25 protein-coding genes and 4 tRNA genes are annotated in these 21,737 nt (G+C 51.1%); 11 read left to right on the top strand and 18 right to left on the bottom strand.

Annotated elements, in window-relative coordinates; genetic code table 11:
- Nucleotides 1-45: 45 nt before the first annotated feature.
- Nucleotides 46-333: a DUF3055 domain-containing protein gene (locus tag DFP95_RS01710; RefSeq protein ID WP_115990825.1), complete on the bottom strand. Its 288-nt coding sequence runs from the start codon at nucleotides 331-333 to the stop codon at nucleotides 46-48.
- A 166-nt stretch (nucleotides 334-499) separates the two neighbouring features.
- Here DFP95_RS01710 and DFP95_RS01705 point away from each other — a divergent pair, with 166 nt between their 5' ends.
- Entirely contained in the window at nucleotides 500-919 is a 420-nt protein-coding gene (locus DFP95_RS01705; RefSeq protein ID WP_115990824.1) for a DUF1885 family protein, read from the top strand.
- Between the two features lie 95 nt (nucleotides 920-1,014).
- Here the strand turns inward: DFP95_RS01705 and DFP95_RS01700 are convergent, their stop codons facing one another.
- From DFP95_RS01700 to DFP95_RS01690, 3 genes are all read right to left on the bottom strand, one after another.
- Nucleotides 1,015-1,314 (bottom strand): DUF1292 domain-containing protein, encoded by a 300-nt coding sequence (locus tag DFP95_RS01700; RefSeq protein WP_115990823.1) that lies wholly within the window; start codon nucleotides 1,312-1,314, stop codon nucleotides 1,015-1,017.
- Nucleotides 1,315-1,438: 124 nt separating this feature from the next.
- A complete protein-coding gene (locus DFP95_RS01695) occupies nucleotides 1,439-2,017 on the bottom strand; it encodes a copper amine oxidase (RefSeq protein ID WP_115990822.1) in 579 nt (192 codons plus the stop codon).
- Nucleotides 2,018-2,214: 197 nt separating this feature from the next.
- Nucleotides 2,215-2,418: a hypothetical protein gene (locus DFP95_RS01690; protein WP_115990821.1), complete on the bottom strand. Its 204-nt coding sequence runs from the start codon at nucleotides 2,416-2,418 to the stop codon at nucleotides 2,215-2,217.
- 182 nt (nucleotides 2,419-2,600) lie between these two features.
- On the opposite strand from DFP95_RS01690, the gene DFP95_RS01685 reads away from it, so the two are divergent.
- Nucleotides 2,601-3,374, top strand: coding sequence for an MBL fold metallo-hydrolase (locus tag DFP95_RS01685; RefSeq protein ID WP_115991328.1), 774 nt, complete (start codon nucleotides 2,601-2,603; stop codon nucleotides 3,372-3,374).
- A gap of 210 nt (nucleotides 3,375-3,584) precedes the next feature.
- Here DFP95_RS01685 and DFP95_RS28760 read toward each other — a convergent pair whose 3' ends face one another.
- Complete coding sequence (locus DFP95_RS28760) at nucleotides 3,585-3,758, bottom strand: hypothetical protein (RefSeq protein ID WP_181907213.1); 174 nt, start codon at nucleotides 3,756-3,758, stop codon at nucleotides 3,585-3,587.
- Nucleotides 3,759-3,943: 185 nt separating this feature from the next.
- On the opposite strand from DFP95_RS28760, the gene DFP95_RS01680 reads away from it, so the two are divergent.
- The 7 genes from DFP95_RS01680 to DFP95_RS01655 all read left to right on the top strand — a co-directional run bounded on the left by DFP95_RS01680 (nucleotide 3,944) and on the right by DFP95_RS01655 (nucleotide 7,332).
- A tRNA-Val gene (locus DFP95_RS01680) sits at nucleotides 3,944-4,019 on the top strand.
- Nucleotides 4,020-4,148: 129 nt separating this feature from the next.
- Nucleotides 4,149-4,283, top strand: coding sequence for a hypothetical protein (locus DFP95_RS29580; RefSeq protein ID WP_281273385.1), 135 nt, complete (start codon nucleotides 4,149-4,151; stop codon nucleotides 4,281-4,283).
- Between the two features lie 76 nt (nucleotides 4,284-4,359).
- Nucleotides 4,360-4,584, top strand: a complete 225-nt coding sequence (locus DFP95_RS01675) for a hypothetical protein (RefSeq protein ID WP_147304118.1) — start codon at nucleotides 4,360-4,362, stop codon at nucleotides 4,582-4,584.
- A gap of 77 nt (nucleotides 4,585-4,661) precedes the next feature.
- The gene (locus DFP95_RS01670; protein WP_115990819.1) at nucleotides 4,662-4,874 is read left to right on the top strand and encodes a DUF378 domain-containing protein; all 213 of its coding nucleotides are present in this window, start codon (nucleotides 4,662-4,664) and stop codon (nucleotides 4,872-4,874) included.
- Nucleotides 4,875-5,054: 180 nt separating this feature from the next.
- Nucleotides 5,055-6,092: an MBL fold metallo-hydrolase gene (locus DFP95_RS01665; RefSeq protein WP_115990818.1), complete on the top strand. Its 1,038-nt coding sequence runs from the start codon at nucleotides 5,055-5,057 to the stop codon at nucleotides 6,090-6,092.
- The gene (locus DFP95_RS01660; RefSeq protein WP_115990817.1) at nucleotides 6,092-6,304 is read left to right on the top strand and encodes a DUF3006 domain-containing protein; all 213 of its coding nucleotides are present in this window, start codon (nucleotides 6,092-6,094) and stop codon (nucleotides 6,302-6,304) included. The genes DFP95_RS01665 and DFP95_RS01660 overlap by 1 nt, the downstream gene beginning before the upstream one ends.
- 149 nt (nucleotides 6,305-6,453) lie before the next feature.
- Nucleotides 6,454-7,332 (top strand): S-layer homology domain-containing protein, encoded by an 879-nt coding sequence (locus DFP95_RS01655; protein ID WP_115990816.1) that lies wholly within the window; start codon nucleotides 6,454-6,456, stop codon nucleotides 7,330-7,332.
- Here the strand turns inward: DFP95_RS01655 and DFP95_RS01650 are convergent.
- The 12 genes from DFP95_RS01650 to DFP95_RS01595 form a co-directional block, all read right to left on the bottom strand.
- The gene (locus DFP95_RS01650; protein ID WP_115990815.1) at nucleotides 7,329-8,144 is read right to left on the bottom strand and encodes an SPL family radical SAM protein; all 816 of its coding nucleotides are present in this window, start codon (nucleotides 8,142-8,144) and stop codon (nucleotides 7,329-7,331) included. The genes DFP95_RS01655 and DFP95_RS01650 overlap by 4 nt on opposite strands.
- Nucleotides 8,141-8,842, bottom strand: a complete 702-nt coding sequence (locus DFP95_RS01645) for a uracil-DNA glycosylase (protein WP_115990814.1) — start codon at nucleotides 8,840-8,842, stop codon at nucleotides 8,141-8,143. The genes DFP95_RS01650 and DFP95_RS01645 overlap by 4 nt, the downstream gene beginning before the upstream one ends.
- Before the next feature lie 88 nt (nucleotides 8,843-8,930).
- Nucleotides 8,931-9,019 (bottom strand) — tRNA-Leu (locus DFP95_RS01640).
- 70 nt (nucleotides 9,020-9,089) lie between these two features.
- Nucleotides 9,090-9,166, bottom strand: a tRNA-Ile gene (locus DFP95_RS01635).
- Nucleotides 9,167-9,189: 23 nt separating this feature from the next.
- Nucleotides 9,190-9,266: transfer RNA gene (locus DFP95_RS01630), tRNA-Met, on the bottom strand.
- Nucleotides 9,267-9,339: 73 nt separating this feature from the next.
- A complete protein-coding gene (locus DFP95_RS01625) occupies nucleotides 9,340-9,525 on the bottom strand; it encodes a YycC family protein (protein WP_115990813.1) in 186 nt (61 codons plus the stop codon).
- 69 nt (nucleotides 9,526-9,594) lie between these two features.
- A complete protein-coding gene (locus DFP95_RS28755) occupies nucleotides 9,595-9,759 on the bottom strand; it encodes a hypothetical protein (RefSeq protein WP_181907212.1) in 165 nt (54 codons plus the stop codon).
- 184 nt (nucleotides 9,760-9,943) lie between these two features.
- Complete coding sequence (locus DFP95_RS01615) at nucleotides 9,944-11,467, bottom strand: ABC transporter substrate-binding protein (RefSeq protein ID WP_115990811.1); 1,524 nt, start codon at nucleotides 11,465-11,467, stop codon at nucleotides 9,944-9,946.
- On the bottom strand, nucleotides 11,464-12,354 hold the full coding sequence (locus DFP95_RS01610; protein ID WP_115990810.1) for an ABC transporter ATP-binding protein: 891 nt from the start codon (nucleotides 12,352-12,354) through the stop codon (nucleotides 11,464-11,466). The genes DFP95_RS01615 and DFP95_RS01610 overlap by 4 nt, the downstream gene beginning before the upstream one ends.
- Nucleotides 12,355-12,357: 3 nt before the next feature.
- Entirely contained in the window at nucleotides 12,358-15,222 is a 2,865-nt protein-coding gene (locus tag DFP95_RS01605) for an ABC transporter permease (RefSeq protein WP_115990809.1), read from the bottom strand.
- 3 nt (nucleotides 15,223-15,225) lie between these two features.
- Nucleotides 15,226-16,338 (bottom strand): efflux RND transporter periplasmic adaptor subunit, encoded by a 1,113-nt coding sequence (locus DFP95_RS01600; protein ID WP_181907211.1) that lies wholly within the window; start codon nucleotides 16,336-16,338, stop codon nucleotides 15,226-15,228.
- Entirely contained in the window at nucleotides 16,298-17,080 is a 783-nt protein-coding gene (locus DFP95_RS01595; RefSeq protein ID WP_115990808.1) for an ABC transporter ATP-binding protein, read from the bottom strand. The genes DFP95_RS01600 and DFP95_RS01595 overlap by 41 nt, the downstream gene beginning before the upstream one ends.
- 308 nt (nucleotides 17,081-17,388) lie before the next feature.
- Between DFP95_RS01595 and DFP95_RS01590 the strand changes: the two genes are divergently transcribed.
- Both DFP95_RS01590 and nagZ read left to right on the top strand, forming a co-directional pair.
- On the top strand, nucleotides 17,389-19,041 hold the full coding sequence (locus DFP95_RS01590; protein WP_115990807.1) for a glutamine--tRNA ligase/YqeY domain fusion protein: 1,653 nt from the start codon (nucleotides 17,389-17,391) through the stop codon (nucleotides 19,039-19,041).
- A gap of 72 nt (nucleotides 19,042-19,113) precedes the next feature.
- On the top strand, nucleotides 19,114-20,430 hold the full coding sequence (nagZ, locus tag DFP95_RS01585) for a beta-N-acetylhexosaminidase (RefSeq protein WP_115990806.1): 1,317 nt from the start codon (nucleotides 19,114-19,116) through the stop codon (nucleotides 20,428-20,430).
- A gap of 184 nt (nucleotides 20,431-20,614) precedes the next feature.
- Here nagZ and DFP95_RS01580 read toward each other — a convergent pair whose 3' ends face one another.
- Nucleotides 20,615-21,736 carry an ABC transporter permease gene (locus DFP95_RS01580; protein WP_245987286.1) on the bottom strand — a complete coding sequence of 374 codons (1,122 nt, stop codon included), beginning with the start codon at nucleotides 21,734-21,736 and terminating at the stop codon, nucleotides 20,615-20,617.
- Between the last annotated feature and the right edge of the window lies 1 nt (nucleotide 21,737).

Below are 21,737 nucleotides of genomic sequence, written 5' to 3'. Positions count from 1 at the left end.
GCTCACGCTTTGCGCGAGCCGGACCTTTCAAATTCTATTGATTGCTTAATACTGATCCTGCATTTCTAATTTGGGTAATCGGCCGCGAAGCAAGCTGCCGAGCTCTTCCGCTGCTTCGGCTGAAACGAGGAATCGCGTACGGAGAATTTCGGTGTCTCCCAGATCATCCGCGCTCAAAGGAGATGATCTTCCTGTTTGCATGCATACGACAAGAGGTTTTCCGAAAAAGTGGCTCGTGTACACGATAGCGAAATCAAAACGGCTCTCTTCGGAGATGCAGCCGACGAAATTAACATTGGAAGATTCGATCACATCGTAGAGGTTCTCAAGCATTTGCTTCCCTCCCGGCTCGAATTAAATTATCTGAATATTATGTCTATTTTAACATGCGCGGTTTGTACATATCAATCAGGCGAAGTGCCCATTCTTCCCTACCGGTCACGGTAAACCGTTGCCAATGATTACCGGAAATGCTATCATGGGCGTGGGGGTGGAACCGATGAGTCAAAGCGCTTACATTTCTCTTGTTCAAGGCTCGACCGTTGCCGAAATCGATCTGAACGGAGTGAAGGAACAGCTCCATCGTTATCGGGAACAGATGACGTTAACAGGCCAGCAGCTCGGATGGGATTACGCGGAAGCCGCTTTCCCTTACAGCATAGAGAGTAAACCCGAAGCGCAAGATCAATGGTTCTATCTAAAGGGAATCAATCCGCAATATCGCTATATCGTCGTCGGAACCGGCCAGCGGGAGACGGACGGGGCGGTCGTGCCTTACATTCATCTCGTACTGCCGAGCGACTCTACCCACGGAGACAAATCAAAGGCGAACGAGCTTTGCAAGTGGATCGGCAAGCAGTTGCAGGCCGAAGTAAAAATGTTCAACGGCAGGACTATCTTCTTCAATCCGCGCAAATAAAAATTAACTACGATAATACATGAAGCCTCTTCCGGTTTATTACAACCGTAAGAGGCTTCACTTGTTCTTCATTAATGTAGATGACGATAGCTAGCTTATCCGTTCTCGTTCTCGAGGGCAGCCAACTCTTCATATACCTTCATAACCGTTTCCCATTCTTGATCGTCTTCGATATTGACGAGGATTTCGTCTTCGCCTTCTTCTTCGACTCGGAAAATGACGCCGTCGTCCTCTGGATCGTTACGATCCAATAGAACGGCATAAGCGCGGTTATTGGATTCAAAACTGTATACGAGCACCATCTCGTGCTCTTTACCGTCCTCGTCCGTTACGATGAATACGGCTTCCTCATCGTGGTCGTGCTCGCAGTTCTCATCATGGACATGATCGCTCATGGTGGGGAACCTCCGTTCAATCGGTTGAATTTACCTACCCACGTATCGTATCACTTCCCGTATCGAGGGTCAAACGAAAAAGCACCCATCCCGACTATTCGGTTTGGGCGCTGCGTATGGACGATTACTTGGAGGCGATCGATTTCTCGGAAATCACTTGGAAAGAGGACTGTCCTACGGGTTTAACGTAGAATCGAAGAGTGTACGTCCCGGTAGAACTGAAAGTGTAGGAAAACTCTTTCGTCGACATCCAGATGTTCTCTCTTTCCGGGAAGTCGCTGTCTCCGGCCTTGCGCGACTCTATTAAAGTTTCCTCGCCATAGGGATCCACGATAGTCAGCTTCAAAGCGTTAATATCTACTTTTAACGAGTCGACTTGGATATGCGTGAAAAAATCGACCTTGGCGCCTTTCTCGACGTCGCCGAAGATTCCTTTATTCTTGCTGGTTACCATATGCACGTTCGGCTTGTATATCGTTACTTTATTGTCCGTTTCGTCCGTGATCACGATTCCCTGAAGCTTGTCGGTAATCAGATCGACCGGAACGTAGACTTTATTGTCAACGATAATACCGTTGTAGCTCTCGGATTTCTTGTTCACTACCAGTACGCGCAATTTCTGCGACACGGTATCCGCATAAGCTACGCCACCGCAAATTAATGTCAACGCCAAAGTTAAAAGCGCAAGTTTACGGACCTTCATTATTAGCATCCTCCGTCTTCACCGACTCGCATTCTTGTCTGTATTTGGTTATACCGACCGTCGGACGGAAAGTTGCGCGGGAAAACAAAAAAATTAACCTGTTTTTTCCGGGGCTTCGGCGCCGTTTTGTCGCATCGTGGCGAAGCTTGCGCTTACCCGGGAAATGCTTGGCGCGACAAGCCCCTCTTTATATGGCTTTACGGCTTTCTGCCAGGCAGAGTCAAGACGCACGGAACTCCGTAACCGACCTCTCCGGGCTCTCCCATTTTCTCGAGATAAGCTAAGCCTCTCGTGCAAGGAGTTTTGCAAACGGCGCAGACTTCTGAGGTTACGATTTTCATCTGCGCCCTTTTTTGTTCGGCCGCGGCGGCCGACTTTTTCTTCTTATTGACCTTCGCCATCGGGATCTTCCTTTCGCAAACGCATGGGTGGAAATATCTCCCCCTCAGACTATGCGAAATAAGCCTAGACCGTCACCGAAGCAGCTAAGGTTTTTTCCGTATTCTTCTTACTTAACGAGGTAGATTATGGTACATTGGTAAAAGCTATTGTCGAAAAGAAACCGCATCCATGGCTAGGAGGTATCGATTTGAAGATTCAGATGTTAGGTACGGGAAGCGCCTTTGCCAAAGCGTTCAATAATAACAACGCACTGCTTACGGTCGATGGCCTTAACGTATTGGTCGATTGCGGAATTACAGCTCCTAAAGCGCTTTACGAACTAGGCTATAGCTTTAACGACCTCGATGCCATCCTGATCACCCATATTCACGCCGATCATATCGGAGGACTGGAAGAGCTGGCTTTTCAAATGAAGTTCATATTCGGCCGCAAGCCGATTTTATATTTAGCGGACGCGTTAGTCGGCACGCTTTGGGAAAACTCGCTTAAGGGCGGATTGCAGCAGGATCCTACCGAAACGCTGGAGGATTTCTTCGACGTCAGGCCTTTGAATGAAGGCGTTGCGCACGAGCTCGTACCCGGATTAAGCGTAGAACTGATCGCTACGAAGCATATCCCGAATAAACGGAGCTACTCCCTGCTGTTCAATGAGTTTTTCTTCTACTCGGGAGACATGGTATTCGATGCAGATTTACTCGACGACTTGGTCGACAATCGCGGGGTCCAAGTCATCTTCCACGACTGTCAGTTGCATCCCCCGGGAGTCGTCCATGCCTGCTTACCGCAGCTGCTCACCTTACGCCAATCCGTTCAAGAACGGGTATATCTTATGCATTACGGGGATGATCAACGGGAATTCATCGGACACACGGGCCATATGTCATTCATTGAACAACAGAAAGCCTACGATTTGAACCCGTTAACTTTTGCCCGCCAATTCGGTATCATGGAGTAATAACATCCGGAAAGGAAGACACTCATTGCTTGCTACGTTTATCATCGGAGGCATTATTGCCGCATTGCTCATCTGGGTCGTCCTCTGGGCAACCAAGAAAGCTTACTCCCGCAAATGGGACGAAGAAGAATAATGGGATCGATCGTGGGCGGTTTTTAGTCGGCAGACTTAAGATCGCTCTTTTGCTGCTATCGGAAAATATAAAGAGGTTTACTTCTTGTTGCCCGGATTGCGTTCGGTCCAGGATGAGAACGATTTCCATGTAAATTGCTTATCGTACTCCATAGAATCCCGTTCTACGAACCGGGCAAGCGCTGCCATAACGACGCCGATCAAACCAAATGTCCCGATTAACCATACCGCCAATAATGCCGCATCCCTCATAAGCCGTTCCTCCCGCCGATTTCCGTTAGTACATTTGTACGTCGGCCTTATGGGAAACATCCCTATTTGGCTTGAAATAATGCCTAGAATTGTTGGCGTGAATATTGTAAAAAAAATTACGAGAATTAGGTTGACTTCAATTCCGTGACTTGGTATGATATTACCTGTCGCCGCTAAACGAATATGATCTGATAGCTCAGCTGGGAGAGCACCATCTTGACAGGGTGGGGGTCACAGGTTCGATCCCTGTTCAGATCACCATACTTAAATTCAGAGAAGCCTACTTCGGTAAGGCTTCTTTTTAGTTTCTCGATATCGCATGAATAAAAGGCAATCCGATAGTCAAGCATGTTAGTGGTATCAAATCCGACCAGCGAAGGAGACATCCCAATGACCGAAAGCCATTCAGTAAACGACGAAGAAAATCAACCCGAAGACAAGCAAACAGCCGATCTTACGGCTGACAAAAGCGATGAAGATGAACAGTTCGAAATCATTCAAGCGATAGAGCAAAATGAGGGTTAGTCCCCCCTACTCTTTCCGTTTATTCGACAATAAAACCCTCTATCGTGCGGTTGTTTAACCGGATATAATCTTCTTCATGAGACGACTAACTAATATGCTGGTTAGCCAGCACATGGCCTACGCCATCAAGCATCCAGATGAGCTTCAGCAGTATGAATCGGTTTACGAGCATATGCTTCATTACTTTATGAAGGTAATTGGAATGGCCGAAGACTTGGCAGTCGCTCATCTTGAAGACTTCTTTTCGGAAATGCCGGTGGAGGAGGATGTGGACAGCCGCACGGCGGAGACGGTCAAATGAAGCCGTGCATAATCTTGGCGGGACTTGGGAAGGTTCTTAATGAATACCCAATACTTGCTAAGAGGAGCTGGCTTGAAATGAAAACGTTAAACATCGTGGCTCTCGCTTTACTGATTATAGGCGGAATCAACTGGCTTTTGATCGGACTATTCAAGTATGACTTGGTCGCGGATATTTTCGGAGGCCAGGATGCAGGCGCATCCCGTTTCATCTATATCGTCGTTGGAATCTGCGCGATTTACGCATTCAAATTTTTCAACGACGTGAACGACACCGCGCCTACCCGTTAATCGGCATTCGAAGTCCACCCAACGCACAAGATGTCCATTAGAACGAGCAACAACGGGAAGCTTGACCCGCTCAAGCTTCCTTTTTGTCGTTTCCGTCGTTATTGATAAATTTTAACTTTGTAATGACCGATGATCCATGTAAGATGGATATATTCGCCATTATAGAGGAGAGGCACTCCCATGCGCAAAATCTGTTTTGCATTACTAACTATATCCATGCTTTTATCGAATACGGCCGTATCGATGGCGCACCCTGGACGCACCGACGCCAACGGCGGTCATACTTGCCGCACGAATTGCGCGAAATGGGGACTCGCGGACGGCGAATACCACTATCATAATGCCGCTGGGACGATAAAACCTGCAGAGTCGACCGCCGAAACTCCCGATCCTGCCAAAGAAACGGACGACGACTCTTCGGACGCAACGTTGGTCGCGGATAAGATCAAAGTTGCTTCGAAAGGCAAGCTTTCCGTGTACTTCCTCAACATTGGACAAGGCGATGCCACGTACATTCGGACGGCCGCGGGAGATGACATCCTTATCGACGCCGGCAAGAACGAAGCCGGAGACGTCGTCGTCGATTACCTGAAGCAGCTTCGCGTCGACGATATCGAAATCATGATATCTACCCACCCCGATGCGGATCACGTCGGAGGATTGGATACCGTCCTGCGGAACTTTAAGGTCGAGAACGTATATGCGCCCAAGGTATCGCACACGACGGACACGTTCAAGGATTTCCTGCTCGCGGTCAAACAAGAAGGCTTGAAGATCAAAGAAGCCAAAGCCGGCGTCCTGCTCCCGTTGAAAGGCGTGACGGCTCGTTTCGTTGGACCGGTTGCCGCTTACGGAGACGACCTTAACGATTGGAGCGCCGTATTGCATTTGACCTACGGCATTAATAAATTTTTGTTTACGGGCGACGCGGAGAAGAGATCGGAGACAGATATGCTGGCTGGCAAGCTTGCGCTAAAAGCCGACGTCTTGAAGGCGGGTCACCACGGTTCGGTGTCGTCCACCAGTCCCGCTTTCCTTAAAGCGGTTGCTCCCAAGTATGCGGTAATCAGCGTAGGCAAGAATAGCTATGGACATCCCGCAGCAACCATATTAAACCGGCTTAAAGCTGCGAAAGCTTCGGTTTATAGAACCGACCTTAACGGAACCGTCACGGCCGTCAGCGACGGCAAAAAAATCTCTTTTTTGAAGGTGAAGTAATGGAACGCGGCATTATCGATCGGTTTGAAGGAGAATGGGTCGTTATCGAGACCGAAGGAACGACGAGGAATATCCTTAAGTCGTTCTTACCCGAGGAATGTAAGGTCGGGGACGCTATTATTATCGAGAACGGAGCAATACGGGTGGATGCCCATGAAACCGCGAAGAGAAAGACCGAAGCCAAACAATTGATGGATGAATTATTCGAGTAATCGAACTGCCGCCCGACTCGTCATTGTTTCTATTATTATGATCGCAGTCAGTGGAATAAATAGATTAAAACGCAACATTTACCAACCATTTCGCGTCTAGGGGTTATCCCGATAGGGAAACGACAAAAGAAACACGGAGGGATATCCAGATGAGTAAACTAATGAAGAAACCGTTCATGCTGCTAATGCTGATTACCATTCTTACGATGGCCGTCAGCGGATCGGCATACGCGCACAACAATGGAAATCACCAAAGCAACTCCAAGAACAGCATTACCGTATCGACTGCCGTTAGCATGATCGTGAAAGGCTTGGGCTTGAACATCGATACTATTCGCTTTATCAAAGAGCCCAAGGCAAGCGACTACTATACCAATGTGAAGAATAACGCACCATACTCGGGCGACTTCATCATCGCGCAATTCAATGGTTTAGAACTTCCTAAAGACATCAACCCCGCAGCTAAAGTAACTCGCGAGCAGTTCTCCAAGTGGCTATTCGGAGCCCTCAGCCATAAAGGAGAATTTGCTTGGATCGACCTTTACGTCTCCATCGCCGATGAGAAGCAAGTGACCAGCGGCTATATGGACAGCATCCAGAAGCTTTTGATCGCCAAGATCGCCACGTTGGACAACAAGCAGAAATTTTATCCTAAGAGCTACATGACATCCAGCGTCGCCAAAGTCATGATCGAGAGAACGGCTAAATTCATCAAGGACGCTCCGAAACCGATCACCGAGCCGGAACCGCCCGTGTTAACGGACGTGAAGCTGTCCTCCGACAAGGAATCGGACGCCGTTACGAAAGTAACTTTATCCGCAACCGCGCCTCATCCGGGCTACGGCTTCGAAATTACGGGCATTCAATTCGCTAAAGGCGAGGCCGTCATTCAATGGAGAGCGATTCAACCCGACCCGGATAAAATGTACCCGCAGGTCATTACCGAAGTCAAAGCGGTCACTTACATCCCTTCCAACTTCAAAGCCGTATTGAGCCAGGTTATCACAACGGTACCTTTCCCGGGCTAATCGGTATCAACGCTTGGCGGCGAGAAACCCGCCGCGCTAATCCCGATCGCCTTCTCCGGCATGAGTTCCCGGAGTTCGATCGACAATCGTTCCGCAACGGATGGATCGTACCACGAGATCCATCCGTTTTTGTCGTACAGGGACCTCATTCCGAGAGCCTCGCTCCTTCTCCCTCCGCTCCCGTCGCCGCCGAAGTAATCGTCCACCACGACCCTCGGAGCGGCATCCGCCAGCATGCGAGCAAAATCGGGAGAGTACGGAAGAACCGGAGACACCGCTGCTTGCGTGTCTATTCCCGCCTCTCTCAGCTCCTTTAACGCCTTCCAACGCGCGGCTAACGGCGGCGCATATGGCGTTAAAACCTTCCTTACGTCCTCCCTATCCGTCTCTACGGTCAAGCTGACCCTCAACCTGCCTTGCAGACGCAACAGCACGTCTATATCTCGGGTGACGAGCGGACTCCTTGTCTGCAGCAATGTAAAGGCCGGCGGCTCATCGGCCAGCGCCTCAAGCAAGGAACGAGTGACACCGGCAGTAGCTTCCAGAGGCTGGTAAGGGTCGGTAGCGGAAGAAAAGAATATGGTTACCGGTCCTTTGCCGTTCGCTCTGGCCAGCTCTCGGCGCAGCGTAGCGGGGTCGGCTTTTTTCCGGTCGACCCAGCTTCCCCAAGGCTCGCTTCGGAATAGTCCGATCGGCATACGGCGTACATAGCAATAGGAGCAACCGAACGAGCATCCGACATAAGGATTCAAGGTGTGCGTATAGCCTTGTAAATAACCCGACGTCGGCGTCAGCCACCTAGCGGTACTCACGGCTTGTCCTCCACGCTTGGAATGTGCCAATCGATCTCCTTCAGCCCTTCTCTTCTAAGAAATTCATTACACTTCGAGAAAGGCTTGCTGCCCCAGAATCCGCCGTAAGCGGACAATGGACTCGGGTGAACGGAATTCAACACCAGATGCTTCGATCCATCGATGTAACGGCCTTTCTCTTGCGCGTGTTTGCCCCACAATACGAAAGCGATCGGCGTTTCCCTCTCGTTTAACAGACTTATTATCTTGTCCGTGTACTTCTCCCAACCCAGCTTGCGATGGGAGTTCGGCTTAGCCTCGATTACGGTCAGCACGCTATTGAGGAGCAACACTCCTTGCTTCGCCCAATGCTCCAAAAAGCCGTGATCGGGAACCGGACACCCTATGTCGTCCTGCAACTCTTTGAAAATATTTCTAAGAGAAGGCGGCAGCTTCACGCCCTTCCGCACGGAGAAGCTCAGTCCATGTGCCTGATCCGGTCCGTGATAAGGATCTTGGCCGAGAATAACGACCTTAACCTTCTCGTACGGCGTTAGCTCAAGCGCCCGGTAGACATCCGCCCGTGCCGGATAAACAACGTGATCCCGGTATTGTACTTCGACGCGATCCAGTAACTCTATAAAGTAAGGTTTCTCATGCTCTTCCTTCAATAAAGAGTCCCAATCGTTGCGCGGCTGCGCGAGCACGCTTGTCCCCATATGGCCCCCACCTCCGATTCTTATTTTCTTTATTATAGCAAAAGAAGCTCCTCTAGTCGGGGAGCTTCTCGTTTCATTAGTTATGTAGTGGTGCCGAGAACCGGGGTCGAACCGGTACGGTAGTCACCTACCGCAGGATTTTAAGTCCTGTGCGTCTGCCAATTCCGCCATCCCGGCATACGGAACGATGAAGGTCACTCATGTTCAATCGTCTAAAACTATTACTTGGCCTAGCGTTAAATTTACTTGGTGGGCCTTGAGGGACTCGAACCCCCGACCAATCGGTTATGAGCCGACCGCTCTAACCAACTGAGCTAAAGGCCCCCGTCTCGGTCCAGAGAAAAGGTTGGTTGCGGGGGCAGGATTTGAACCTGCGGCCTTCGGGTTATGAGCCCGACGAGCTACCGGGCTGCTCCACCCCGCGTCATTTTTTCCATGTTGCCTTTATTGGCGACAAGTAATAATATACTACATCGCACACTCCAACGTCAAGAACTTTATTCCTTTTTTTCCTGCGATTCCGCCGACGATTCCTTGATCGGCTCTTCGGTTTGCGCCTTCGCCATTTCGCCGAGCTTCTGCAGCAAAATATGCTGAGGCATATGCATCAAGTGCTCGAGCGGCACCTTCATGTATTCCGCCAGCTTAACGGCCGTGTCCGCGGATAACGGCATTCTACGCATGTTGATTCCCCCGTCCTTATTCCTAGCCTTCAGCTTAGCATAAGAGGACAGTCATTGCCAAGACGGCGCTTAAGGCAAGTACCGAACGCCATACTTGCCTTTTTTGGACCGGAACACTTCGATCTCTTGCGGGACCTCCACTCCGAACACCCAGCTGTCATGCTCCATGCGCTGAACGAGGCAGCCTGCTTGAAATTTGCTGTCGTACAATCTCGACCAATAAATCCACTTCATGTCGTTCCCTCCGAAATGTAGAATCTTGATGATGATCATAGCATGCGCGGCTTTTGTTATTTTGAATCTCCGACACCCCTTGTTTCTGTAATGAAATAGAAAAAAAAGCGATCCCCCATTTAATGAGGATCGCTTCGATCTTAAGCTATTGTCAGCTTTCTACAGCTGCTTCCATTAGCACGGCTTACAGCGGCCTAACTACGCCGCCACCGCCAGTTTCGCCATAGCCCTCGATCGCGCCTTTCGGATTGGTTTTGATTTTCTGAAGGAGATCGTTACCCTTCGTTTCCCATTCCGTTAAAGCTTCTTTGACCGTTTTCTTGCCTTCGATGACCTCTGCGTAATATTTGGTTCCTAGCTCCGAAATCAAATTCAAGTTCGGTGCGTTGCGAAGCAGTTCTTGATCTTTCAACGAAGAATTCAATTGCGGAGCAGGCTTCATCTTCGTGAACGCTTCTACGTTGTAGGTCATTCCATCGCGCGGCTTCACGTATTCCTTGCGCGCGGATAACTCATAGGTGCTGCGGGCTTTAAGCTTCGCCCATTCCTTGCCGTTCATGAACTTAACGAACTCCCAAGCGTCTTCGGAATTGGCCGCGTTCGCATTGATTCCGGAAAGCTGGTTCAGATAAATGCTGCCGCCGATGCCTTCTTTGCCTACATGATACGGCATGGATACGACATCCCACTCCAGAGGATCCATTTTGAGCTTCTCGCTATTGTCGTTCAATTGTTGAATCTGGTTAATCAAGCCATAATCGCCAACCGTCATGGCGACCTTGCCGTTCATGAACAATTGTCCTTGGAACGGATTGTAGACTTCCTTGCCGGCCCCCATACCACCGTCCGTAGGACCGTATTGCATATCGTCTTGATGCGGCGTGACGTGGTCTTTGTATAGATCGGTTGCCGACTTCCAGATCGCTTCCCATTGCGGAGTGTTAACGGTCATCGTTTCGGCTTTCTCGTCGTACATTCTAAGCTGCAGCGGAGCCGCGAAGTTCTGTACGTCCCAATAATTGTCGCCGGCGCCCCATTGGTTGAACGAAAAGCCGAATACGGAATCCTTGCCTGTTCCGGACTTCAACCGCTTAGCCAAATTGAACACTTGATCCCAGCTCATTCCGTCCGTCGGTAATTCGACTCCGGCTTTGCTGAATATTTTCTTGTTGTAGTAAAGCGCGGAAGGCGTGTACGTCGGCGTAAGGCCGTAGAGGAAACCGTTCCCTTCTTCCTTAATCCCGTCAATGACCGTCGGAACGAATTCGTTGATGTCGATCTCGTCTTCCTTCAACATCGGATCGAGTTGCTTCAGCAAGTTCTCGTTCACCAAAGTCCCGAGCATGCTTAGGTCGTTGATGATCATAACATCTACCGGATTCGATCCGGTCATGATGTCTTTGATTTTCTTCAACGGATCCACTTGAGCTTGCTCCGTCTGGTCTCCGAATTGCATTTCCGAGTAATCGATCGCCGGGACGACCTCGATCTCGATGTTGGAATGGGTGAACTCGAACATGTCCGTGAATTGCTGGCGGAAATACTGTTCATCCTGCTTGCTTCCGTACATCGTTCCGATGCGAAGCGTACGCACGCTATCCGAATCTTCTTGTTTGTTCGTGTTGCACGCCGCAAGGGTCGGTACTAATAAAGATAGAGTAAGGCCGGACATGATCCACTTGCGCGTTAGTTTCGTCTTCTTGTTCATTCGGGCTGATCCCCCTCGATTGATTTCGGTTTAGTAATGACGATCTTGTCGCCGTCGAATTCCATTGTCGCTTTGTCGCCGATCGTTAACGCCTTGAGATATTCCTTCGGAATTTGCAACCGTCCGACCCGGTCCACGACGACGAACGCTTCATGAATCTCTTCTGCCGACTGTCCTTCGGACAGAGGTTTCGAGAGATCAAGATTAGGATTGCGTTTGATGAACTCCGTGCTCGTCAAGCCGTCGCGAATCGCGACGACCCTATCCACCTTGCCGGCTAACGACAAGTCATGCGTAACGATGACGATCGTAAGCCCAAGTTCCCGGTTAAACCTGCGGAAAATATCCATAATGACGTCCGACGTCCGAGAATCGACGGAACCCGTCGGTTCGTCGGCCAGCAGGAGCTGCGGCTTGTTTGCCAGCGAGATCGCGATCGCGACCCGCTGCTGCTCTCCGCCCGACAGCTGCTGAAGCTTGTTGTGCATGCGTTCTTTCAGTCCTACCCAGTCCAGCAGCTGCTTCGCGTACGCCCGGTCAAGCTTCCCGGAGAACATCATCGGCATTTCGACGTTCTCGAGAGCGGTCAAGAAGGGCAGCAAATTCCTCGCGTTGTTCTGCCAGATGAAGCCTACGGTATCGCGTTTGTATTTCACCAGATCCTTATCGTCTACCTTGAGCAAATTCCAAGGTCCGACCTGAACCTGGCCCGCGGATGGGCGGTCGAGTCCTCCCAATATGTTAAGAAGAGTCGATTTACCGCTGCCGCTGTTGCCGATAATGGCCATCATTTCTCCGGGCTTGACGGACAAATTAAGTCCTTGGAGAGCAACGACCTCCAGATCGTCGGCTTTGTAAATCTTGACGAGACCTTCGCATTGAATCATGGATTATCGCTCCTCTCCCAGCTTCACGGCTTGATGAACCTTTAAGCGCCTAATATGAGTAATGAGAAGCGCGACGCCGATGCTCATCATCACCGCGACGACCGCGTACAGCCTCATCGTATCGCTGGAATCGAACACGACGTGGAAAGGCGGAACTTGGTTCGCGGAGTTATCCGTCGTTTGCAGGAACGGAAGGAACAGGATACTCGTGAGCTTCCCGATTCCGATTCCGAGGCCGATCGACAATCCGGCGGTAAACACTTGCTCCAATAGGAGCATGCCGGTTAACTGCTTGCGGGATAATCCCATCGCCCGCAATATGCCGATCTGCACAACCCTCCTCGACAGGTTGAAAAACCAGAAGAGAATGTATCCGGACAAGGAAACGATTATCGTTACCAAGAAGCCTAGGCTCAGAATTCCGAAAACTCCTCCTCTTGCGGGATGCTTGCCCTGAGTAATGAGCTCGCTCCTCATATCGTCAATGGAGGCGATTTCTATTCCCTTGTCTTGCAACACGGGAATAATCGGCGCCGTTTTGGCGTCCGGCTCCATTTTCAACCAAACATCGTAAGGAATCATCGGTACTTGATCATAGATATAATCCAAGTTTGCGATCAGGAAAGGAGTTTCATCCGGATATTGACTCGGCCAATAAGGAATGGTGTCCAAGATGATGAATTCCATCTTCTGCTCCTGAATGGTCGTTTCGACTCGATCGCCTCGCTTGAGATCGAATTTCTTCGCCACGTTGGAGGAAATGAACGCACCCTCGGGAACCTGCCCCAGCCAAGCTAAATATTTATAAGGATTAACTTCGTACATATCCTTGCGCAACCACCCGACGCGGGCGAAATCGACATTGTCGATCCCCATGATCGTCGCTTGGCCGGCGGTTTTACCGGAAATCGTTATGCTGCTCTGGGTTTGTAACACTCTGGCAGCGTAATCGACGCCAGGCAACGTGCGGAATACTTCGAACGGCGGCTCGTTATAATTGATTTTGGTCGGCGTCGGACGAGTTCCGCCGCCTCCACCGCCTCCGCTTCCGCCCCCGGAACCGCCTCCGCTACCTCCGCCTTGCGATTGGGACGGCTGCTGAAACTCCGCTTGACCTTCCCAAACGGTTTTCACGATAACGTCGGAACCGTATTTGTACATGATCCGTTCTTCCGAATTCAATCCTATCGTGCGGGCCGCGGAAGAATTATATACCCCTAGGCCGAGCGTCAATATAAGAAGAATCATTAGCGGATAATAGGATTTAGATGACCGCGACAGCTGGGTAAGCGTCAAGTAAAAGGGAACCGGCAATATTCTTTTCCCCATAAAGTTGAACAGCTTCAATAGAAGCGGGAACAATCTGAGGAAAACTAGCCCGGCGGCGAAGATGCTTAGCGCCGGTACGAAAAACAAGAACGGCTGCACGTTTAACTGGTCGGTCGTCATTCCCGTTTGGAACGAGACCATTTGGCGCTCGTTGAACATGTACCAACCGTAGCCGGCAACGCCGAGCAACGCGACGTCCAAAAACCATTTTTGCCAGAACGGCTGCCGATTGCCCCGAGCCATCTGCCTCTTATAATCGACGATAGAGGTCCGGGTGAACACGAGCGCGGGGATAACCGTCGCGCAGATCGCGACTACGACCGCCGCGACGCCCGCTAATACGCCGTCCGTCGAGAAGCCGACGGGTATGGCTTTCCGGTCGACGAATTCGAGGAAGCCGCTGGCGGAGCCGATGCTCTTCGCCATGAACCAGCCGAATAACGGTCCGAGTATCAGAGCGACGATGCCTAGCAGCATACTCTCTAACAGGAAGAGCATGAAAACCTGCCTCGTGCTCGCTCCGCGGCTTCTGATAACCGCGATATCCGATCGCTGTTTCTCAAGCGCCTGCTGAGTGTTCATCGTGATGAAGTAGAACACCATTGCGATCATCGGTGCGGCCAACGTGAACAACAGCGTCTGAAGTTGAATGCTTTGTCGGCGGAAATCGGCGAGCATATCGGCGAAGGAGAGCTCCAGATGCGTATCCTTTAACCTTTTGTACACTTCGATATCCACGCGGTTCAGCTTGCTCGACAAGGGAGACAGCTGACTCGTCTTGATCTCTCTTAGATCGAAGGCGGAGAACCATCCCGCCATCTGAATCGGAATTTTCAACTCGCCGTTCAAATCCTCGAGAAACGCGGAATCCGCGATGTACATATTATTCATGAGGCCTTCGAGGCCTTGATACCAATAAGCGCTGCTTTCGTCGACGGCCTTGAAGGAGCCGACGATCTGAACCCGGAGCGTTAAATCCAATCCTCCGGATATCGGATATAACAGAACGTCTCCGACATGAAGATCGTTGCGGAACATCGCTTCTTCCATCATGACCGCTTGAAGCGTTCCGTCGGATTCCGCGCGATCGGAGAACCACTTCCCTCCGGCCAGCTCCGTTTGATCCTTCAAGCCGCTGAACGCGGCTAGCGTCAGCTTGCGCGTCCGGCTGGCGTCCACGGTCTTCGGATCCTCCGGAGACACCTCTGCCGCCCGCAGAGTCAAGCTGCGTTGACTAACCTCCAACGGAAATCCGATGCCATTGGCTACGTCTTCCCGAATATACTTATCGACGTCGTTAAAGCCCGCCATATCGGTTTTTCCATCGGTCGATTGATAACGGATCAACATCGCACCGGCGGGCAAGCCGTTGCTGTTATCCTGCAAGGATTGCGTTACGACCCGCTTAAGCGCTCCGTCAGCGTACATCGGGATACTCGTCGTAAAGGCGACGGCCACGAACAGTCCCGCAAGCGTGCTTAAAGTCATCCAGCGCGTGTTCCACATTTTGCGAAAGAGAAACCGAATGAGTGCGTTCATCGATTACCGACCTACGACTTTCTGTCCAGGCGTCAATCCGTTCAAGATTTCCGCATCCGTAGACGTTTGTTGCCCAACCTCGACGTCCACCTCCCGTTTGCTGCCGTCGGCTTCGACGACTTGCACGTAAGTCCTGGCGCCGATCGTCCGAAGCGCAGCCAATGGAATGACTACCGCGTTTTCCTTCCGGTTTACGATAACCGTAACGGATAAAGGCGTTCCGCGCGTTACCGTCTTAGGCAAATCCTTCACGTCGATCAGCAAATAATTGCTGATGCTCTCGACGTTGCCTCCGCCTTGCCCGTTGCCCCCGCCGTTACCGCCGTTCTGAGGATCGGCCGGAACCGGGAATTGCTTGATCGTTCCTTTTACTTGCCCTGCGTTGTTGATGTCGACCAGAACTTCCATTCCGAGAGCGATTCTCTCCAGATCTTCCTTGGATAAGCTAGCCGCTACGATCAAGCTGCTCGGATTGGCGATGGTGACTATGGTATCGTAAGCTTTGATCTGAGCGCCTTCCTGTACCGCGACCGAGACGACGGTGCCGGAGAACGGCGAGGTGAGAACCGCTTTGTCGATATCCTCTTGGGCATCTGTAAGAGCTTGTTTCGCCTCTTCGAAGGAGAGCAGCGCTTGTTCGAACTCGATCGGGTCCATCTCATCCTTCTTGCGCAACGTTTCTTTCATCGTCAGCTCGGTTTTCCGGAAGGCTAAATTCTGGCTTCGCAACGTCTTCTTCATGTCGTCGACGTCCAGTTCGCCGATGGTTTGTCCCGTTTCGACCTTGTCCCCGGTCTGTATGTATAGCTTCTTAAGCCTTTTGCCGTCTAGGGTAAAATATAATTGCTTCTCTTGAGTGGACATGATTTTACCCGAGCCTTGCGCCGTCGTTTCCAGCGTCTTGGTCGTCACGTCGTATTTCGGTTTCTCGGAAATTTGCGGAAGCTGGATTCCGGATAAATCTTCTTCTTCGGGCTCGCTCGGAAGCATGCTGCATCCCGTTATCGCGATCGATAGGGATAGTACCGCCAGCAATCCGGCCCTCTTGCGGTTTCTTCTTTTGGCCGGCATGGATTCATTCGCCGACGAATATGCCGTCCACCATTTCATAGACATGGTCTGCTACCTCCATAATTGTAGGATCGTGAGTGGTCATGCAGATCGTAACGTTCTCGCTTTTGACGATTTCCTTGAAGACCTGCATGACTTGCGCGGCCATTTGACTGTCCAATTCCGCCGTCGGCTCATCCGCCAGCAATAAGCTGGGCTTATGGGCAATCGCTTTGGCAATGGCCACCCGTTGTTGTTCTCCCCCGGACAGCTCGAACGGGCGATGATGCATCCGCTTGGACAAACCTACGAGATCCAAGCAAGCGGTAACCCGGGCTTTCCATTCGGACCTTGGCGTTTTCGCCATGCGAAGCGATAATTCGACATTCTCGTAAGCGGACAACATGGGCATCAAGGCATACGCTTGGAAAATAAACCCGATATCCTTGCGGCGCACCTCCGTGCGCTTATCGTCATTCCAAGTATGGAACGGGCGTCCTTTGAAGTGGATTTCTCCTTCGGTGGGGGTGTCGAGCCCTCCCATTAGATTCATTAACGTAGTTTTGCCGGAGCCGGAACGTCCTCTAAGCATGATCAATTGTTGCGGATACAGGCTTAAATTGATTCCTTTCAACACCCGGATTTTCTGGCTGCCGACGTCGAAAGATCGTTCCACGTTGCGAACGGTTAGCAACGGCTCCGCTACGGACGCCGCGATCGGGGCTACCGTTTCCGTATCCGCAGGCAGAGCTTGCTCTAGATCGCCGGTTTTCTCCGCCGTGGAACTTCGGCCCATCCATGACAGCATGCCATTTCCTCCCTATTCTTTATCATCGATTCCGCGACGCCAAGGGCGGCTGCATCGATTCTTATCTCCGTGACGAGAGGCTCGCACGAATTTCTAAACTCTCATTGATTATAACGAGCCTTTACTAAGAAAAGTTACGATAAAATTAAACCTTTATCATTTTTTTAAGAGAAATCCGCCTTAATATAGCCATTCGATGGCGACAACGTCCGACATTTCACCATTTTTTCGCTCAGCCCTTTATAAGAGCACGCTTTTTTGTGTATTATTAGAGGATATACTTTTTATTGTGAGGAAGGTTGGTCCGTATGGAAACTAAGACGCCGTCATCGAATTTCATCAAAAACATCGTGACCGAGGATATCGCTTCCGGCAAAGTCAAGGAAGTCGTTACCCGCTTCCCTCCGGAACCGAACGGTTATCTGCATATCGGACACGCCAAGTCGATTTGCCTGAATTTCGAGCTTGCGGCCGAATTCAAGGGAAGAACGAATTTGCGCTTCGACGATACGAATCCCGTTAAGGAAGACGTGGAATACGTGGAGTCCATCAAGGAAGACGTAAAGTGGTTGGGCTTTCAGTGGGACGGCCTGTTCTTCGCTTCCGATTATTTCGGAGAGATGTACGAGCGCGCGCTCGTGCTTATTCGCAAAGGACTAGCGTTCGTCGACGATCAAACCCCCGATCAAATTCGCGAGACCCGGGGAACGTTAACCGCGCCCGGTCGGGAAAGTCCTTATCGGAACCGTTCCGTCGAGGAAAACCTGGATCTGTTCGCCCGCATGAAAAACGGAGAGTTCTCCGATGGCCAGAAGGTTCTGAGAGCCAAGATCGACATGAACTCGCCTAACGTCAATCTGCGCGATCCGATTATCTACCGTGTATTGCACGCGCACCATCATAATACGGGCGATCAATGGTGCATCTACCCGATGTACGCTTACGCGCATCCGCTCGAGGATGCCATCGAAGGCGTTACCCATTCGATCTGCACGTTGGAATTCGAAGACCAACGTCCGTTCTACGATTGGGTCGTTCGCGAGTGCGAGATGAAGTGGGTCCCCCACCAATACGAGTTCGCGAGGCTAAATCTGACCAACACCGTCATGAGCAAAAGAAAGCTGAAACAGCTCGTGGACGAAAAAGCGGTGGACGGTTGGGACGATCCGCGCATGCCGACCATCTCCGGCTTGCGCCGCAAAGGATATACACCCGAAGCGATTCGTACGTTCTGCCGCGAGATCGGAGTCGCGAAGAGCTACGGAATCGTCGACGAACGGATGCTCGAGCATTTTATCCGGGAAGATCTCAAGCTTAAGGCGCTTAGGACGATGGCCGTTCTGCAGCCGCTGAAAGTCGTCATCACCAATTATCCCGAAGGACAAGTGGAATGGCTGGATGCCGAGAATAACTCCGAGAATCCGGAGATGGGGCATCGTCAAATTCCGTTTTCCAGGGAAATCTATATCGAACAAGACGATTTCATGGACAATCCGCCGCCGAAATATTTCCGCTTGTTTCCCGGCAACGAAGTTCGCTTGAAACATGCCTACTTCATCAAGTGCGAGGAAGTCGTGCACGATTCGGAAGGCAACGCGATCGAGCTTCGCTGCACGTACGATCCCGAGACGAAGAGCGGTTCCGGCTTTACCGGCCGCAAGGTCAAAGGAACGATTCACTGGGTCGAAGCCTCGCATGCCGTTGCCGCTCAATTCCGTTTGTACGAGCCGCTAATATCGAACGAAGCCGATGAAGAAGGCCAATCGTTCCTCGATCATCTGAACCCGAATTCGCTTGAAGTGCTCGAAGGCTTCGTCGAGCAAGGGATGAAGGATTCAACCGGGGGAGATAAGTTCCAATTTTTCCGTCATGGCTACTTCAACGTAGATCCTAAGGATTCCGCGGCCGGACGTCCGGTGTTTAACCGAATCGTATCGTTGAAGAGCTCGTTCGAGGTATAACAAAAGAAAGAGCTCCTGCACCCCGAAATCGGGGAGTGCGGGAGCCTTTTGCTTACAGGGAGGATAACTACGATGAAAAATTGCGTTATACGATACTTAGCGGTTGTGGGCATGAGCTTGATTCTGTTGCTCGCCTTAGGTTGCGGAAATGGCGGTAAAGATTCCGACTCCTCGTCTACGCCCGCGCCAACGCCGACGGTTTCGGAATCCTCGTCACCCTCCTCTTCCGGCGAGCCGACGGACTCCGTTGCTTCTCCTTCTTCGCCCCCGGTTTCCCCTTCTCCCGCGGAAGAAGATGAAATAAGCGCCGTTATCGACGAAATGACGTTAGAGCAAAAGATCGGCCAAATGATTCTCGCCGGCATCGACGGCACGTCGATAGATTCTTCGATGAAGAAGATGATTGCCGAACAACACGTCGGCGGCATTATTTTGTACAAGAACAATTTTTCCGATTTGTCGGGATCGGTCGGCCTGGTTAACGACTTGAAGCAAGCCAATCACGGAAACCCCGCTCCCTTATTCATGAGCGTCGATCAAGAAGGAGGCAAAGTTAGCCGTCTTCCAAAAGATTTCGTTGCCATGCCGGATGCGGCCAAGGTTGGGCTAACGGGTAACGCCGAACTCGCCGAGGAAATGGGCAGCTTACTTTCGCGCGAAATGAATCTGATGGGCTTCAACGTCGATTTCGCTCCCGTGCTTGACGTTAACAGCAATCCGAACAATCCGGTTATCGGAACCCGTTCATTCGGTAAAGATGCCAACACCGTCACGAAGATGGGAATCGCGGTCATGAACGGATTGCGGGATGGCGGCACCGTTGCCGTCGTTAAGCATTTTCCCGGACACGGCGATACTTCGGTCGACTCGCATCTGGATCTGCCCGTCGTCAATAAGACGACCGAGCAACTCAAGAAAATGGAATGGGTGCCTTTCCAAGCCGCGATCGACGAGAAGGCGGATGCCGTCATGGTCGCGCATATTTTGTTCCCGAAGATCGATCCGGACGCGCCGGCTTCCTTCTCCAAGGTCATTATCGGAGAACAGCTGCGGGATACGTTAGGTTACGACGGAGTAGTGATCACTGACGATATGACGATGGGCGCCATCGCCGAGCATTACGGAATCGAAGATGCGGCGGTTCTGTCCGTCGAAGCCGGAACCGACATCATCCTAGTCGCGCACGGTTACGACGTGGAGAAAAAAGTATACGATAAGCTGCTCGACTCCGTTAAGAACGGAAGGATTACGGAAACCCGTATCGACGAGAGTGTAAGGCGAATTCTAAGCCTGAAACTGAAGTACAAGCTATCGGATTCGCCGGTTCCCGTGCCGACGGAAAAAGATCTTCCGAACGATGCGATTCGTCAATGGCTGGCTAAGCTATAAATATAGATCGCTACGGCGGCTTCGCTCGTCAGGTCCAGAGTCGTCGTTTGTTTGTAACCCATTTTCCATATCCTACGGCCACTATCCCTTTCGATCAGAAATGTAGTCACGGCAACGAAAAGCTGTCCAACCACCTGTAAAGGGCGATTGGGCAGCTTCATTTTCAAATATAATGTGCGAATGGTTACCTGACTTCTGCTTTTCCTTTTCGATAGATAAGCAAACCGATACCGAAAGCGACGATTCCCCAAGCGCCTAAGATGGCGATACCCTCCCAGAACTCACCGGTCGCGATTCCGCTGCCGTATACCATTCCGTCACGCATCCCGTTCACGAAGTAGGTGAGAGGCAATACGTGCGAGACGGGCTGCAGCCAGTCCGGAAACCCTTCCGTCGGGAAGAAGATGCCGCTAAGGAACATCATCAAGAAGCTAGCGATGTTGGCCATTCCCATATAGGCTTCGATCGACTTGCTAAACGACGAGAATAAGTAGCCCAGCGCGTTAAATGCAAGAGTGCCTATGAAGAAAGCGACGACCAGCGTCGAGACATCCAAGTGCAAATTCGCGCCGAACCCGAACACCCCGATGACGGTCAGAAACACAATTTGTATAACGCCGAGAACAAAACGAACCATCATTCCGCCGATGCCGAACAGCCCCATTTTGACCGGTGTCATTTTCAACCGCTTGAGCAGACCCTTCCTCCGCATCTCGACCATATCCACCATTCCGAACAAACCGCCCTGGGCCACGGATAACGCGATCATACCCGTAAGCAGAAAATCAACGTAGCTTAAATCTTCGCTTCCATTAGACACCGATTGCATTTCGACCTTGAAGGTAGGCTCCACGCCGGCTACGGCATAATTCGTTTGTTGCACGAATTGATCCAGAATCCCCCTGATCGCTTGAGTCGTCGTGCTTTGCTCGTTTTCCTTGTTCACGACGAGCTCCAGTAGCTTAATGTCCTCGCTGGCGGGAAGAATGATGACGGCATCTACATCCTCGTCTTTAATCCAAGTATCCGCCTTCTCCTTATCGACCGGTTGCTCCGACTTCCATTCGAATACGGTCACTTGCCTTAATTGGTTTTCCAGCATATCCGAGGTTGCGTTGGCATTCGACTTCACAACTGCGATGCTGGCTTTGAACTCGCCGCCGCTACCGCCCCCTCCGAAAATAACCATAAAGAGGACCATAAGAATAATAGGGAAAAATAGACTCCAGAACCAGACCTGCTTCTCGCGAAACATCATCTTCATCTGCGCGCCGAACAGCTTCCTTAGCTGCTTTCCGTTGCTCACT

Source organism: Cohnella lupini (genome assembly GCF_003386205.1).
GTDB lineage: Bacteria > Bacillota > Bacilli > Paenibacillales > Paenibacillaceae > Cohnella > Cohnella lupini.
This window is presented reverse-complemented; position numbering and strand designations above follow the sequence as displayed.